Raw genomic sequence first — 15,095 nt, forward strand, 5'->3', positions numbered from 1 at the left:
TTGCAGCGCTTGCCTTAGCGGCGGTTCAGCCACACGGTCTGCGCGTTGCAGAATTCCCGCACACCGAAGTGCGACAACTCCCGCCCGAAGCCGCTCTTTTTCACACCACCAAACGAGACCCGGGGATCGGACACGCTGTAGGCGTTGATAAAGATCCCGCCGGTTTCCAGTTGGTTGGCGATGCTGCGTGCCTTCTCTGGGTCGGTGGTGAACACACTGGCGGTCAGGCCGAACTCACTGTCGTTGGCGAGGGCCACGGCGTGGTCCGCATCGCGGGCGGTGATGATGGAGGCGACCGGGCCGAACAGTTCCTGTTTGAACGAGGTCATCTGGTCGGTGACGTTGGCCAGCACGGTGGGGGCGTAGTAGTTGCCCGCGCCTTCGACTTTGCTGCCGCCCAGCAGCAGGGTGGCGCCTTCGGCCAGGGTGGCCTGGACCTGGCCGTCGAGTTCGTCCCGCAGGTCGAAGCGGGCCATCGGCCCGATGTAGGTCTCGGTAGCGGTCGGGTCGCCCATCACCAGGTTGCGGCTGGCTTCGAGGAATTTGGCGGTGAAGGCTTCCACCACGCCTTCTTCGATGATCAGGCGCTTGGCGGCGGCGCACACCTGGCCGGAGTTCTGGAAACGGCCGATCAGGGCGGCTTGCACGGCTTCGTCGAGGTTGGCGTCGTTGAGCACAATGAACGGGTCGGAGCCGCCCAGCTCCAGTACGCATTTTTTCAGCGCGGCCCCGGCCTGGGAACCGATGGCCATGCCGGCGCGCACGCTGCCGGTGAGGGTCACGGCGGCGATGCGCGGGTCGGCGATGGCTTTGGACACGCCGTCCTGGGTGACGTTGATCACTTCGAACAGGCCATCGGCAAAGCCGGCGCGCTGGAAGGCTTGTTTCATCAGGTACGCGCTGCCCATCACGTTAGGCGCGTGCTTGAGCACGTAGGTGTTGCCGCTGAGCATGGTTGGCACCGCGCCGCGCAGCACTTGCCACACCGGGAAGTTCCACGGCATTACAGCGAGGATCGGGCCCAGCGGGCGGTATTCGATCTGGGCGGTGCCGTTGTCCACCAGGGTGGCTTCCGGGGCCAGCATGGCCGGGCCGTGGGCGGCGTACCACTCGGCGAGTTGCGCGCATTTTTCGATTTCGCCACGGGCCTGGGCGATCGGTTTGCCCATTTCCAGGGTGATCATCTGGGCCATTTCTTCGGCTTGGTCGCGCAGGGTGCTGGCCAGGGCCAGCAGTAATTCGGCGCGCTGGGCGACGGGGGTATTGCGCCCGTTGCGGAAGGCGTTGATCGAGCGGGTCAGGGCGGCATCCAGCTGCGCCTCGGTTTCGTACGGGTAGCTGGCGACCGTTTCACCGTTGGCGGGGTTGATCGACAACGCGTGGGTCTGGGAGGAAATGGAGTTCATGGCACCGTCCTGCGCAGTGAATGGGATGGAGGCCAGCGTACGGGGCTGTATCTTTTTCGGAAACTGAATAATATTAAGCAATACGTTCACGTTTGGAGAATGACTTGGATCTGGTCCAGCTGGAAATTTTCAAAGCCGTTGCCGAGCAAGGCAGCATCAGCGCCGCCGCGCAGCTGATCCATCGGGTGCCGTCGAACCTGACCACGCGGATCAAGCAATTGGAGCGGGACCTGGGCGTGGACTTGTTTATTCGCGAGAAGAGCCGGCTGCGGTTATCGCCAGCCGGGTGGAATTTTCTCGGCTATGCCCGGCGCATTCTGGATCTGGTGCAAGAGGCCCGGGCGACGGTGGCGGGGGAGGAACCCCAGGGCGCGTTTGCGTTGGGCTCGCTGGAGAGTACGGCGGCGGTGCGCATCCCGGCGTTGCTCGCGGCGTATAACCAGAAGCACGCCAAGGTCGAGCTGGACCTGACCACCGGGCCGTCCGGCACGATGATCGAGGGTGTGTTGTCGGGGCGGCTGGCAGCGGCGTTTGTCGATGGGCCGGTGCTGCACGCGACGCTGGAGGGCGTGGCGGTGTTCGAGGAGGAGATGGTGGTGATTGCGCCGTTGCATCACGCGCCGATCACCCGGGGGCGGGATGTGAGTGGAGAGAGCATCTACACGTTTCGTTCGAACTGTTCGTACCGGCATCACTTCGAGCGCTGGTTTTCACAGGATGGCGCGGTGCCGGGGAAGATCTTTGAGATGGAGTCCTACCACGGGATGCTCGCGTGTGTGAGTGCCGGTGCCGGGTTGGCGCTGATGCCGCGGAGCATGCTGGAGAGCATGCCGGGGTTTACGGCGGTGAGTGTGTGGCCGCTGACCGATACGTTCCGGATTCTGAATACCTGGCTGATCTGGCGCCGGGGTACGGTGTCGCAGAGTCTGAACAGTTTTGTGCAGTTGCTGGAAGAGCGTGGCCTGGCCCTGGCATCGTCGCCGTAGCAGCTGTCGAGCTTCAGCGAGGCTGCGATGGCGTCGGCACAGTCGACATTTATGGTGCCTGACCCACCGCTATCGCGGCCTCGCTGAAGCTCGACGGCTCCCACATTTGATCTTTGTCAGCCGCCAAATTGCAGGGGGACTGCTTGGATCGAGTTGAACCAGCCACACGAGCGCGGACTGAAGGCGGGAGTAGATCCCCTGTGGGAGCTGTCGAGCTTCAGCGAGGCTGCGAAGGCGTCGGCACAGTCGACATTGAGGGTGCCTGACCCACCGCTATCGCGGCCTCGCTAAAGCTCGACGGCTCCCACATTTGATCTTTGTCAGCCGCCAAATTGCAGGTGTCTGCTTGCACGAGTTGCACCAACCATACGAGCGCGGACTGAAGGCGGGAGTAGATCCCCTGTGGGAGCTGTCGAGCTTCAGCGAGGCTGCGAAGGCGTCGGCACAGTCGACATTTATGGTGCCTGACCCACCGCTATCGCGGCCTCGCTGAAGCTCGACGGCTCCCACATTTGGTCTTTGTCAGCCGCCAAATTGCAGGTGTCTGCTTGCACGAGTTGCACCAACCATACGAGCGCGGACTGAAGGCGGGAGTAGATCTCCTGTGGGAGCTGTCGAGCTTCAGCGAGGCTGCGAAGGCGTCGGCACAGTCGACATTGAGGGTGCCTGACCCACCGCTATCGCGGCCTCGCTAAAGCTCGACGGCCCCCACATTTGATCTTTGTCAGCCGCCAAATTGCAGGGGGACTGCTTGGATCGAGTTGAACCAGCCACACGAGCGCGGACTGAAGGCGGGAGTAGATCTCCTGTGGGAGCTGTCGAGCTTCAGCGAGGCTGCGAAGGCGTCGGCACAGTCGATATTGAGGGTGCCTGACCCACCGCTATCGCGGCCTCGCTGAAGCTCGACGGCTCCCACATTTGGTCTTTGTCAGCCGCCAAATTGCAGGTGTCTGCTTGCACGAGTTGCACCAACCATACGAGCGCGGACTGAAGGCGGGAGTAGATCCCCTGTGGGAGCTGTCGAGCTTCAGCGACGCTGCGAAGGCGTCGGCACAGTCGATATTGAGGGTGCCTGATCCACCGCTATCGCGGCCTCGCTAAAGCTCGACGGCTCCCACATTTGATCTTTGTCAGCCGCCAAATTGCAGGTGTCTGCTTGCACGAGTTGCACCAACCACACGAGCGCGGACTGAAGGCGGGAGTAGATCCCCTGTGGGAGCTGTCGAGCTTCAGCGAGGCTGCGATGACGTCGGCACAGTCGACATTGATGGTGCCTGATCCACCACTATCGCGGCCTCGCTAAAGCTCGACGGCTCCCACATTTGATCTTTGTCAGCCGCCGAACTGGAAGGTGCCCATGGCCAGCTTGGCCATCAGGGCGCCGGCGCCCAGTTGCACCAGCCACAAGGCCAAACCACCGAGGAATACGCCAAGCGCGACTTGCAGCACCAGGCTTTTCTGGCGCTTGACGGGGGGTGGGCGCGGGGTGAAGTGGTCCAGTTCGTCGCGGTCGGCACGCAGGTCCAGGTCGTCGTTTCTCATAGGATACTCAAGGGGAAGGGACTGTCTTGCTGTCAGTCTAGGGGCAGCGGACTGAAAGCAGCGAATTTTTAGGGGCTGAACACCCGCTCTTGAAGGCAAACCACCCACCCTGTGGCGAGGGAGCTTGCTCCCGCTGGGCTGCGCAGCAGCCCCAGTTCAGGCACCGCATTCATTCATAAAGTTCACGGTGGCAGGTTTTGGGGCCGCTTCGCAGCCCAGTGGGAGCAGGCTCCCTCACCACAGGGGGCGCGGTTTTCAGAATGAAAAAGGGGAAGCCATTGGCTTCCCCTTTTTTTGCATCACAACAGGCTTACAGCACCTGAACGATGGCCTTGGTCACGGCATCGATGTTCTTCTGGTTCAACGCCGCCACACAGATACGACCGGTATCCAGCGCGTAGATACCAAACTCGTTGCGCAGGCGTGTCACTTGTTCAACGCTCAGGCCGGAGTAGGAGAACATCCCGCGCTGGCGACCGACGAAGCTGAAGTCGTGGCCCGGAGCAGCCTTGGCCAGGTCAGCCACCATCTGCTCGCGCATGCCGCGAATGCGCAGGCGCATTTCCGCCAGTTCGGCTTCCCACTGGGCACGCAGCTCAGGGTTGTTCAGCACCGCCGCCACAATCGCCGCGCCGTGGGTCGGCGGGTTGGAGTAGTTGGTGCGGATCACGCGCTTGACCTGGGACAGGATGCGGGCGCTTTCTTCCTTGGAGTCGGTGACGATGGACAGGGCGCCCACGCGCTCGCCGTACAGCGAGAACGACTTGGAGAACGAGCTGGACACAAAGAAGGTCAGGCCCGACTCGGCGAACAGGCGCACCGCAGCGGCGTCTTCGTCGATGCCGTCGCCAAAGCCCTGGTAGGCCATGTCGAGGAACGGCACGAGGTTTTTCGCCTTGACCACGTCCAGCACTTGTTGCCAGTCGGCCGGGCTCAGGTCGACGCCGGTCGGGTTGTGGCAGCAGGCGTGCAGCACGACGATGGACTGTGGCGGCAGGGCGTTGAGGTCTTCCAGCAGGCCGGCGCGGTTTACGTCGTGGGTGGCGGCGTCGTAGTAACGATAGGTTTGCACCGGGAAGCCGGCTTTTTCGAACAGCGCCTGGTGGTTTTCCCAGCTCGGGTCGCTGATGGCGACGACGGCGTTGGGCAGCAGTTGCTTGAGGAAGTCAGCGCCGATTTTCAGGGCGCCGGTGCCGCCGACCGCTTGGGCGGTGATGACGCGGCCGGAGCTGATCAGCGGCGATTGCGCGCCGAACAGCAGCTTTTGCACGGCCTGGTCGTAGGCGACAATACCGTCGATCGGCAAGTAGCCACGGGCGGCGTGTTGCGCCACGCGAATGGCTTCCGCTTCGGCAACGGCACGCAAGAGTGGAATCTTCCCCTCCTCGTTGCAGTAAACGCCCACGCCAAGGTTCACCTTGGTGGTTCGGGTATCGGCGTTGAATGCTTCGTTGAGGCCCAGGATTGGATCGCGTGGTGCCATTTCGACAGCGGAGAACAGGCTCATTTTTGCGGCAGCTCTATAGAGAGTGGAGGGACGTGTCGCGCTCCAGCCGAATGCACTAGAGCGGTGCACAAACGGGGAGCTAGTATAGAGGCCATCACTGCTCACGGCGACAGCCGAAACGGCTTTTCGGCCAAGTTTTTCGGTTTATTTACCGACCGTTAGTCTTATTGCAACATGGGTGACCAACGGCATGTAGGACGATTGCCTTGAAACCCGTCACATTCGCCTCCACTTCTACAGCTATCATGGTTTTTTCCTGCAACCTGCGCCGAACAGTCGCGGGTCGCGGTCTTTTTCGTCCCCGTTGCTGTTTCCGGCCCCGGGGTGACTCAAGAGGTACGTTATGTCGGATTTCCAGCTAGTCACCCGCTTCGAGCCCGCCGGCGATCAACCGGAAGCCATCCGCCTGATGGTCGAAGGCATTGAGGCCGGCCTCGCGCACCAGACCTTGCTCGGGGTGACCGGCTCCGGCAAGACTTTCAGCATCGCCAACGTGATCGCCCAGGTGAACCGCCCGACCCTGGTGCTGGCGCCGAACAAGACCCTGGCCGCGCAGTTGTATGGCGAGTTCAAGGCGTTCTTCCCGAACAACGCGGTGGAGTACTTCGTTTCCTACTACGACTACTACCAGCCGGAAGCCTACGTACCGTCGTCCGACACCTTTATCGAGAAAGACGCCTCGATCAACGACCACATCGAGCAGATGCGGCTCTCGGCGACCAAGGCGCTGCTGGAACGTAAAGACGCGATCATCGTCACCACGGTGTCGTGCATCTACGGCCTGGGCAGCCCGGAAACCTATTTGAAGATGGTGCTGCACGTCGACCGCGGCGACAAACTCGACCAGCGCGAACTGTTGCGTCGCCTGACGAGCCTGCAATACACCCGCAACGACATAGATTTCGCCCGGGCGAGCTTCCGCGTGCGCGGCGATGTGATCGACATCTACCCGGCGGAATCCGACCTGGAAGCGATCCGCATCGAGCTGTTCGACGATGAAGTCGAGAGCCTGTCGGCCTTCGACCCGTTGACCGGCGAAGTGATCCGCAAGCTGCCGCGCTTCACCTTCTACCCGAAAAGCCACTACGTGACCCCGCGCGAAACCCTGATGGGCGCCATCGAGGGCATCAAGGCTGAGCTGGTGGAGCGCCTGGAATACCTGCGTTCCAACAACAAGCTGGTGGAAGCCCAGCGCCTGGAACAGCGCACCCGCTTCGACCTGGAGATGATCCTCGAACTGGGCTACTGCAACGGCATCGAAAACTACTCGCGCTACCTCTCGGGCCGCGAGTCCGGGCAGGCGCCACCTACCTTGTTCGATTACCTGCCGGACGATGCCTTGCTGGTGATCGACGAGTCCCACGTCAGCGTGCCGCAGGTGGGCGCGATGTACAAAGGTGACCGTTCCCGTAAAGAGACCCTGGTGGAATACGGCTTCCGCCTGCCATCGGCGCTGGATAACCGGCCGATGCGTTTTGACGAGTTCGAAGGCATCAGCCCGCAGACGATTTTTGTCTCGGCCACGCCGGGTAACTACGAGGCCGAACATGCCGGGCGGGTAGTTGAGCAACTGGTGCGCCCGACCGGCCTGGTGGACCCGCAAATCGAAATCCGCCCGGCGCTGACCCAGGTGGATGACTTGCTCTCGGAAATCACCAAGCGCGTGGCCCTGGAGGAGCGGGTGCTGGTCACCACGCTGACCAAGCGCATGTCCGAAGACTTGACCGATTACCTGGCCGACCACGGCGTGCGCGTGCGTTATTTGCACTCGGACATCGACACCGTGGAGCGCGTGGAAATCATCCGCGACCTGCGCCTGGGCGCCTTTGATGTGCTGGTGGGGATCAACCTGCTGCGTGAAGGCCTGGATATGCCGGAAGTGTCCCTGGTGGCGATTCTGGATGCGGACAAGGAAGGCTTCCTGCGGTCTGAGCGTTCGTTGATCCAGACCATTGGCCGGGCGGCGCGCAACCTGAATGGCCGGGCGATTCTGTATGCGGACCGGATTACCGGTTCCATGGAACGGGCGATTGGCGAGACCGAGCGTCGTCGCGACAAGCAGATTGCCTACAACCTGGAGCATGGCATCACGCCGAAGGGTGTGTTCAAGGACGTGGCCGACATCATGGAAGGCGCCACCGTGCCGGGCTCGCGCAGCAAGAAGCGCAAGGGCATGGCCAAGGCTGCGGAGGAGAATGCCAAGTACGAAGCGGAATTGCGTTCGCCGAGCGAGATCACCAAGCGTATTCGCCAGCTGGAAGAGAAGATGTACCAGTTGGCGCGGGATCTGGAGTTTGAAGCGGCGGCGCAGATGCGCGATGAGATTGGCAAGTTGCGGGAGCGGTTACTGGCTGTGTGATTTGTAGCGACTGCCAAGGCCTCTTCGCGAGCAAGCCCGCTCCCACATTTTGACCGCGTTGATCGTTCCCACGCTCTGCGTGGGAAAGCAGCCCGGGACGCTCTGCGTCCCAAGAGCGGACGCGGAGCGTCCAGTGAGGCATTCCCACGCAGAGCGTGGGAACGATCTTCAAGCTCTTTGTGGCGAGGGAGCTTGCTCCCGCTGGAGTGCGAAGCGCTCCCAGAATTTTGGGGCCGCTTCGCAGCCCAGCGGGAGCAAGCTCCCTCGCCACAGGTTATTTCAGTGGGCTTCCCCAGCCTTAAGCCCCGCCGGCAACGCCTTGGTCAACAAGATCGCCACCATACTGATCCCCAACGCCAACCCTACAAAATGGAACGCATCGTTATAGGCCATGATCTGCGCCTGCTGATGCGCTATCTCACTCAACTTGCCCAACGCCGCCGTCTCACTGCCAAACGTCTCCGTCAGCCTGGCCATGCGCTCTGCCACCTGTGGATTGGTCGGCACAATCGCCTCACGCAGGTAATCAAAGTAGGTCTTGGTGCGTGCATCCAGCAGCGTCGCCAGCAACGCAATCCCGATCGCCCCGCCCAGGTTTCGCAGGATATTGAACAGGCTCGACGCCGACCCCGCGTCCTTCTGCATGATGTATGCCGTGGCAATCAGCGAAATTGTCACCATGATCAACGGCTGCCCCAGCGCACGGATGATCTGGATGCGGTTGAACTGGTCGCCGGCAAAGTCCGGGTTCAGCACCCCCGATGAAAAACTCGCCAACCCGAACAGCCCGAACCCCAGCGTACACAGCCATTTGGGCGACACGTACTTCATCAGCTTGGGCACCAGCGGAATCAAAAACAGCTGCGGAACCCCCATCCACATGATCACTTCGCCGATTTGCAGGGCGTTGTAGTTCTGGATCTGCGCCAGGTACAGCGGCAGCAGATAAATCGAGCCATACAACCCCACGCCCATCCCCAGGCTCGAAATACTCGACAGCCCGAAATTGCGATTGCCGAGGATCCGCAGGTTGATCAGCGGGTTGGGCTTGGACATCTGCACGATCACAAAGGTGATCAAGCTCAACAGGGCGACGGTGCCCAGGCTGACAATCAGGCTGGATTCCAGCCAATCCTTGCGATGGCCTTCTTCCAGAAACACCTGCAAACACCCAAGGCCTACGGCCATGGTTAGGATGCCGAGATAGTCGGTGCTTTTGAGCAAGTCCCAGTTGGAGTCCTTTTTCTCCAGGCCGTACAGCAGCCCGGCGATCATGATCAGGCCCGGTGGGATGTTGATGTAGAAGATGTATTCCCAACCCCAGTTTTCCGTGAGCCAGCCGCCAATGGTCGGGCCGATGGACGGGGCGAAGGTGGCGGTCATGGCGAACATGGCCATGCCTTTGGCGCGGTGATGTTCGGGCAGCTTGATCAGCGTGAGGGTGAACGCCAGGGGGATCAGCGCGCCGCCGGTAAAGCCCTGCAGCGCGCGGAATACGATCATGCTTTCCAGGCTCCAGGCCATGGAGCACATCAGCGAGGCGATCAGGAACCCGCCCGAGACCCACACCGCCAGCCGACGCGCCGACAGCAGCTGCACCAGCCAGGCGGTGAGGGGGATCATGATGATTTCGGCCACAAGGTAGGAGGTGGAAATCCACGAACCTTCTTCCAGGGTGGCCGACAGCGCGCCCTGGATGTCCTTGAGGGACGAGTTGGTGATCTGGATGTCGAGCACTGCCATGAAGGCGCCGAGCATCACGCTCATGACCGCGATCCAGTCGCGCCGGCTCGGTTCGCCTACCGGCGGCAGCAGTTGATCACCGGCCATCGTGCGGGTCTTGGATGTTCACTTTGACCGTCACCGACATGCCCGGGCGGATTTTGCCCTGCAGCGGGTTGTCGGTGGCGAAGGTCAGTTTGACCGGAATCCGTTGTACGACTTTGGTGAAGTTGCCCGTGGCATTGTCCGGCGGCAGCAGGCTGAATTGCGCGCCGGAAGCGCCGAACAGGTTGGCCACGCGGCCTTCGATTGGAGTATCGCTGTAGGCGTCGAATGTCAGCTCGGCTTTTTGCCCAGGCTGCATATGGCCGATCTGGGTTTCCTTGAAGTTGGCCTGCACCCAGATGTCCTGGTCCGGGACGATCGACAGCAGGTAGGCGCCGGCCTGTACGTATTGACCGTTGCGCGCGGCACGCTGGCCGATCAGGCCGCTGATGGGCGCGTGGATTTCGCTGCGGGTCAGGTTCAGTTCGGCCTGGGCCAGGTCAGTCCTGGCGTTGGCGATCATCGCGTCGAGGCGCTTGATCTCGGCGTTCAGGGCGTTGACCTGCTGGCGCTGGCCCTGCAGGTCGGCCTGGGCCATGGTCACCTGGGAGCGGGCGATGTGGTTGTCGGCGTCGAGGGTGGTGACCCGTTCTTCGGAGACATAGCCGGGTTTGCGCAGGGTTTGTGCGCGGTTCAGGTCGATCTGCGAGCGGCCGAGGGTGGCCTGGCTGGACGAGACCTTGGCTGCACCGGCGGCGATCAGGCTGGCTTGCTGGGTCAGTTTGCTCTGGGCCTGCACACGCTCGGCTTCGCGCATGGCCAGGGCGGCGTTGGCGCGGTCGACGGCGAGGTGGAAGTCGTCGCCTTCGAGCTTGACCAGCAGTTGGCCTTTTTCCACGTGCTCGTTGTCGCCCACCAGCACCTCGACGATGCGCGCACCCAGTTGGCTGGAGACCCGGGTGATCTCGCCCTGGACGTAGGCGTTGTCGGTGCTTTCATAAAAACGGCCCTTGAAGAACCACTGGGCGAAAAAGCCCGCGGCGATCAGGACCACGATAAACAGGAAGATAAACAGGCGGCGTTTGAGCGGGGCAGGCATGGCGATGATGTCGTCGACAAAAGGTAATGGAATATAGCCAGCGAACGGTCTGGCAAATAGCCATGTCGAGACTTGAGACCGGAGCTTGTCTCATATGCCCTTTGTTCGCCTCCCCACGCTGGAGCCCAAGGGCTTGGGGCTGTTACCATTCGCCCCTTGTTTCATTTTCAGTTTTATCGCCAATTCGAGACCCGCCATGACCACCGTCCGCACGCGCATCGCGCCATCGCCTACTGGGGATCCCCACGTAGGTACTGCTTACATCGCCTTGTTCAACTACTGCTTTGCCAAGCAGCATGGCGGTGAATTCATCCTGCGGATCGAAGATACCGATCAACTGCGCTCCACGCGCGAGTCGGAACAGCAGATTTTCGATGCCCTGCGCTGGTTGGGCATTACCTGGGCTGAAGGCCCGGACGTCGGCGGCCCCCACGGCCCGTATCGCCAGAGCGAGCGCAGCGACATCTACAAGCAGTACACCCAGCAACTGGTCGACATGGGCCACGCCTTCCCGTGCTTCTGCACCGCCGAAGAGCTGGACCAGATGCGCGCCGAGCAGCAGGCCCGTGGCGAAACCCCGCGCTATGACGGCCGCGCACTGCTGCTGTCGAAGGAGGAAGTGGCCCGGCGCCTGGCTGCCGGCGAGCCGCACGTTATCCGTATGAAGGTGCCGAGCGAAGGCGTGTGCGTGGTGCCGGACATGCTGCGCGGTGACGTCGAGATCCCGTGGGACCGCATGGACATGCAAGTGCTGATGAAGACCGACGGCCTGCCGACGTACTTCCTGGCCAACGTGGTGGACGACCACCTGATGGGCATCACCCACGTACTGCGTGGCGAAGAGTGGCTGCCATCGGCGCCGAAACTGATCCTGCTGTACGAGTACTTCGGCTGGGAACAACCGCAGCTGTGCTACATGCCGCTGCTGCGTAACCCGGACAAGAGCAAGCTGTCCAAGCGCAAGAACCCGACCTCGGTGACCTTCTACGAGCGCATGGGCTTCATGCCCGAAGCGATGCTCAACTACCTGGGCCGCATGGGCTGGTCGATGCCGGACGAGCGCGAGAAGTTCTCGTTGCAGGAAATGGTCGATCACTTCGACCTGTCCCGTGTGTCCCTGGGTGGGCCGATCTTCGACATCGAGAAACTGTCGTGGCTCAACGGCCAGTGGCTGCGTGACCTGCCGGTGGAAGAGTTCGCCAGCCGCGTGCAGCAGTGGGCGTTGAACCCCGAGTACATGATGAAGATCGCGCCGCTGGTGCAGGGCAGGGTGGAGACCTTCAGCCAGGTCGCACCGTTGGCGAGTTTCTTCTTTGCCGGTGGCGTGAACCCGGACGTGAAGCTGTTTGAGTCGAAGAAACTCTCGGGTGACCAGGTTCGCCAGTTGATGCAGTTGATCCTGTGGAAGCTCGAAAGCCTGCGCCAGTGGGAGAAGGATGCGATTACCGCGACTATCCAGGCGGTGGTTGAATCCCTGGAGCTGAAATTGCGCGATGCCATGCCGCTGATGTTTGCCGCGATCACCGGGCAGGCGAGTTCGGTGTCGGTGCTCGATGCGATGGAAATTCTGGGCCCGGACCTGACTCGCTTCCGTCTGCGCCAAGCCCTTGATTTGCTTGGTGGTGTGTCGAAGAAAGAAAACAAGGAATGGGAAAAGCTGCTGGGCGCTATCGCTTAAGCACGCTGTTGTAACGGCCAAACCCCGGTTTTCCGGGGTTTGCTCGGTAAGTGATTGTTATCTCGGCAAAAAATTTTGAAAATTGTTGAAAATAAATTTGACACGTTTCGAATACGCCATTAAGATTCGCCCCGTCCTCACCGACGAGGGGCTATAGCTCAGCTGGGAGAGCGCTTGCATGGCATGCAAGAGGTCAACGGTTCGATCCCGTTTAGCTCCACCAATTTACAGGTTCAAGGTCTGGCCACACCGTCCTTGAATTCGATCAGACTCAGCCTGATCACGTTGTATAGAAGGTTTGTGTCCCCTTCGTCTAGTGGCCTAGGACACCGCCCTTTCACGGCGGTAACAGGGGTTCGAGTCCCCTAGGGGACGCCAGTTTCAACAAGCAGTTCGAAAGGTCTGCTGCGCCGCGAGGCGAAAAATCCGGGGCTATAGCTCAGCTGGGAGAGCGCTTGCATGGCATGCAAGAGGTCAACGGTTCGATCCCGTTTAGCTCCACCAATTTACAGGTTCAAGGTCTGGCCACACCGTCCTTGAATTCGATCAGTCCTCAGCGCTGATCAGTTGTACAGAAGGTTTGTGTCCCCTTCGTCTAGTGGCCTAGGACACCGCCCTTTCACGGCGGTAACAGGGGTTCGAGTCCCCTAGGGGACGCCACGATTACCCGCTCTGCGGGATTTTTAAGGGTCATTCAATTATTGAATGGCCCTTTTGTTTGTCTGGCGTTTGGCCAATCCTCCTTCCTTTTTCCCTGAGTGTTCTTCTGACCAATGGTCATGCCTGTGGCTTGCGAAATATTATTATGGTAATAATATTCGAAGCATGAGATTCGGAGGCAACGATGAACGATAAAAAAGCGCAAACCCGCGAACGCATTCTGCAAGCTGCCGGCGCCGCCCTGGTACAACGCGGCCCGGCCGAGCCGAGTGTGGGCGAAGTCATGGGCGCGGCGGGGCTTACCGTCGGCGGTTTCTACGCGCACTTTGAAAGCAAGGACGCACTGATGCTGGAGGCCTTCACCGAGTTGCTGGCCCGGCGTCGCGCCGCCGTCGATGACATGGACTCCTCGCTGACCGGTGAAGAGCGTCGCGCGCTGGTCGCAGCGTTCTACCTGTCGCGTAAACACCGTGACTCCACCAGCCAGGCGTGCCCGATCCCGTCCACCGTGGGCGAGATGAGCCGCCTGCCGGACGAATTTCGCCAGGCCTTGAACGAACACTGCGAACTGATGGCAGCACAGCTGGCCGCCAGCCCGGAAGACACCGACAAGGCCCTGGCCGACATGGCACTGATGATCGGTGGCTTGTCGCTGGCCCGCGCCCTGGGCCCGGGTGAGTTATCGGATCGTGTATTGCGTGCGGCCAAGTCCGCAGTGCGTTAAGAACGGCTTCTGGCCTGAGGGATGAGCGATGGGCACGTTGAAATGGATTCGTGGCGTCAATGGCACCCTGGGCCGGCTGGCGCCGCAAACGGTGGCCAGCAAGATGCGTCGGGTGTTCATGACGCCTCGCGATTTGCCGCCCCGTGATTGGGAGCTGCCGCTGCTGGCGCAGTCCGAGCGCATCACTTTGCGTTTCGGCCTGTCGGCGCTGAAGTGGGGCCAGGGCCCTGCGGTGCTGTTGATGCACGGCTGGGAAGGGCGCCCGACGCAATTCGCCAGCCTGATCAGCGCATTGGTGGACGCGGGTTATTCGGTGGTTGCGCTGGACGGCCCGGCCCACGGGCGTTCGCCGGGGCGCGAAGCCCATGTGCTGCTGTTTGCCCGTGCCATGCTGGAAGCGGCTGCCGAACTGCCACCGCTGCATGCGGTTGTCGGTCACTCCATGGGTGGGGCCAGCGCGATGTTGGCGGTGCAGTTGGGCTTGCGCACCAAGGCGTTGGTCAGCATCGCCGCACCCTCGCGGTTTCTCGACGTACTGCGCGGCTTTGCCGGCATGGTCGGTTTGCCGGCGCGAGCGCGTTCGGCGTTTATCCAGGAGGTCGAGCTGACGATGGGCATGCCTCTCAAGCACCTCGATGTCGCCCACTATCAAATGAATATCCCGGGCCTGATCGTGCATGCCGAAGACGATACCTTCGTCTCGGTCAAGGCTTGCCAGGTCATCCATGACGCCTGGTTCGACAGCCGCCTGCTGCGCCTGGAGCAGGGCGGGCACCAGAAAGTGCTGGCGGATCCGCGTGTGATCGAAGGCGTGCTGGCGCTGCTGGCCGGCCGCCACGTGCCGGAGCGCCAAACCGCCTGAGCCATGGGTTACACTGCTCGCCGCCGACATTAATCGACCGGGAGCACCCCATGGGCTGGGATTTGGCAACGCCGTTTATCATCGATCTGCAGGTCGGTGCCGACGACATCGACGGTCTGGGGCACGCCAACAACGCCGTTTACGTGTCCTGGCTCGAACGCTGCGCCTGGCGCCATTCTCAGCGCTTGGGGCTGGACCTTAGCGAGTACCGCAGGCTGGATCGCGCGATGGCCGTGGTGCGTCATGAGATCGATTACCTCGCCGCCGGTTACGAGGGCGATGAGCTGCAGTTGGCGACCTGGATCGTCGACTGGGACCAGCGCCTGAAAATGACCCGACGCTTCCAGCTGGTACGCCCGCGTGATGGCGCTACCTTGCTGCGAGCGCAAACCACCTTTGTCTGCATCGAACTGTCCAGCGGCAAGCCCAAGCGCATGCCGTCGGAATTTCTTGAGGGTTATGGCCCTGCGCTGCAAGGCGAATTACCTGCCAGCGTCTGAAACCA

The 15,095-nt window shown here is 61.5% G+C and carries 11 protein-coding genes and 4 tRNA genes; 10 read left to right on the top strand and 5 right to left on the bottom strand.

Features of this window, described 5'->3' with window-relative positions; translation table 11 throughout:
* Positions 1-14: 14 nt before the first annotated feature.
* Entirely contained in the window at positions 15-1,406 is a 1,392-nt protein-coding gene (locus C0058_RS10505; protein ID WP_087694345.1) for an aldehyde dehydrogenase family protein, read from the bottom strand.
* Between the two features lie 104 nt (positions 1,407-1,510).
* On the opposite strand from C0058_RS10505, the gene C0058_RS10510 reads away from it, so the two are divergent.
* A complete protein-coding gene (locus C0058_RS10510; protein ID WP_102368516.1) occupies positions 1,511-2,392 on the top strand; it encodes a LysR family transcriptional regulator in 882 nt (293 codons plus the stop codon).
* A 1,332-nt stretch (positions 2,393-3,724) separates the two neighbouring features.
* Here the strand turns inward: C0058_RS10510 and C0058_RS10515 are convergent.
* Both C0058_RS10515 and C0058_RS10520 read right to left on the bottom strand, forming a co-directional pair.
* A complete protein-coding gene (locus C0058_RS10515) occupies positions 3,725-3,934 on the bottom strand; it encodes a hypothetical protein (protein ID WP_003214473.1) in 210 nt (69 codons plus the stop codon).
* 310 nt (positions 3,935-4,244) lie between these two features.
* Positions 4,245-5,441, bottom strand: a complete 1,197-nt coding sequence (locus C0058_RS10520; RefSeq protein ID WP_008438775.1) for an amino acid aminotransferase — start codon at positions 5,439-5,441, stop codon at positions 4,245-4,247.
* Between the two features lie 343 nt (positions 5,442-5,784).
* Here C0058_RS10520 and uvrB point away from each other — a divergent pair, with 343 nt between their 5' ends.
* Positions 5,785-7,800 (top strand): excinuclease ABC subunit UvrB, encoded by a 2,016-nt coding sequence (gene uvrB, locus C0058_RS10525; protein ID WP_003214470.1) that lies wholly within the window; start codon positions 5,785-5,787, stop codon positions 7,798-7,800.
* Between the two features lie 279 nt (positions 7,801-8,079).
* Here uvrB and C0058_RS10530 read toward each other — a convergent pair whose 3' ends face one another.
* Together C0058_RS10530 and C0058_RS10535 are read right to left on the bottom strand one after the other, a co-directional pair.
* Complete coding sequence (locus tag C0058_RS10530) at positions 8,080-9,630, bottom strand: MDR family MFS transporter (RefSeq protein ID WP_102368517.1); 1,551 nt, start codon at positions 9,628-9,630, stop codon at positions 8,080-8,082.
* Positions 9,620-10,666: an HlyD family secretion protein gene (locus tag C0058_RS10535; protein WP_102368518.1), complete on the bottom strand. Its 1,047-nt coding sequence runs from the start codon at positions 10,664-10,666 to the stop codon at positions 9,620-9,622. The genes C0058_RS10530 and C0058_RS10535 overlap by 11 nt, the downstream gene beginning before the upstream one ends.
* A gap of 196 nt (positions 10,667-10,862) precedes the next feature.
* Here C0058_RS10535 and gltX point away from each other — a divergent pair, with 196 nt between their 5' ends.
* The 8 genes from gltX (at position 10,863) to C0058_RS10575 (ending at position 15,090) form a co-directional block, all read left to right on the top strand.
* Positions 10,863-12,344, top strand: a complete 1,482-nt coding sequence (gltX, locus tag C0058_RS10540; protein ID WP_102368519.1) for a glutamate--tRNA ligase — start codon at positions 10,863-10,865, stop codon at positions 12,342-12,344.
* A gap of 147 nt (positions 12,345-12,491) precedes the next feature.
* Positions 12,492-12,567: transfer RNA gene (locus tag C0058_RS10545), tRNA-Ala, on the top strand.
* 79 nt (positions 12,568-12,646) lie between these two features.
* Positions 12,647-12,722, top strand: a tRNA-Glu gene (locus C0058_RS10550).
* A 50-nt stretch (positions 12,723-12,772) separates the two neighbouring features.
* A tRNA-Ala gene (locus C0058_RS10555) sits at positions 12,773-12,848 on the top strand.
* Positions 12,849-12,928: 80 nt separating this feature from the next.
* Positions 12,929-13,004 (top strand) — tRNA-Glu (locus tag C0058_RS10560).
* A 184-nt stretch (positions 13,005-13,188) separates the two neighbouring features.
* Complete coding sequence (locus C0058_RS10565; RefSeq protein WP_003214462.1) at positions 13,189-13,728, top strand: TetR/AcrR family transcriptional regulator; 540 nt, start codon at positions 13,189-13,191, stop codon at positions 13,726-13,728.
* Positions 13,729-13,756: 28 nt separating this feature from the next.
* The gene (locus tag C0058_RS10570) at positions 13,757-14,590 is read left to right on the top strand and encodes an alpha/beta hydrolase (RefSeq protein WP_102368520.1); all 834 of its coding nucleotides are present in this window, start codon (positions 13,757-13,759) and stop codon (positions 14,588-14,590) included.
* Between the two features lie 50 nt (positions 14,591-14,640).
* A complete protein-coding gene (locus C0058_RS10575; protein ID WP_003214456.1) occupies positions 14,641-15,090 on the top strand; it encodes a thioesterase family protein in 450 nt (149 codons plus the stop codon).
* Positions 15,091-15,095 lie beyond the last annotated feature (5 nt).

Source organism: Pseudomonas sp. NC02, from assembly GCF_002874965.1.
Taxonomy (GTDB): Bacteria; Pseudomonadota; Gammaproteobacteria; order Pseudomonadales; family Pseudomonadaceae; genus Aquipseudomonas.

Excerpts from the sequence above, each read along its gene's own strand:
- C0058_RS10530 (WP_102368517.1), bottom strand. The coding sequence starts at position 9,630 with ATGGCCGGTGATCAACTGCTGCCGCCGGTAGGCGAACCGAGCCGGCGC.
- C0058_RS10575 (WP_003214456.1), top strand. The coding sequence starts at position 14,641 with ATGGGCTGGGATTTGGCAACGCCGTTTATCATCGATCTGCAGGTCGGT.
- C0058_RS10535 (WP_102368518.1), bottom strand. The coding sequence starts at position 10,666 with ATGCCTGCCCCGCTCAAACGCCGCCTGTTTATCTTCCTGTTTATCGTG.
- C0058_RS10570 (WP_102368520.1), top strand. The coding sequence starts at position 13,757 with ATGGGCACGTTGAAATGGATTCGTGGCGTCAATGGCACCCTGGGCCGG.
- C0058_RS10520 (WP_008438775.1), bottom strand. The coding sequence starts at position 5,441 with ATGAGCCTGTTCTCCGCTGTCGAAATGGCACCACGCGATCCAATCCTG.
- gltX (WP_102368519.1), top strand. The coding sequence starts at position 10,863 with ATGACCACCGTCCGCACGCGCATCGCGCCATCGCCTACTGGGGATCCC.
- C0058_RS10505 (WP_087694345.1), bottom strand. The coding sequence starts at position 1,406 with ATGAACTCCATTTCCTCCCAGACCCACGCGTTGTCGATCAACCCCGCC.
- uvrB (WP_003214470.1), top strand. The coding sequence starts at position 5,785 with ATGTCGGATTTCCAGCTAGTCACCCGCTTCGAGCCCGCCGGCGATCAA.
- C0058_RS10515 (WP_003214473.1), bottom strand. The coding sequence starts at position 3,934 with ATGAGAAACGACGACCTGGACCTGCGTGCCGACCGCGACGAACTGGAC.
- C0058_RS10565 (WP_003214462.1), top strand. The coding sequence starts at position 13,189 with ATGAACGATAAAAAAGCGCAAACCCGCGAACGCATTCTGCAAGCTGCC.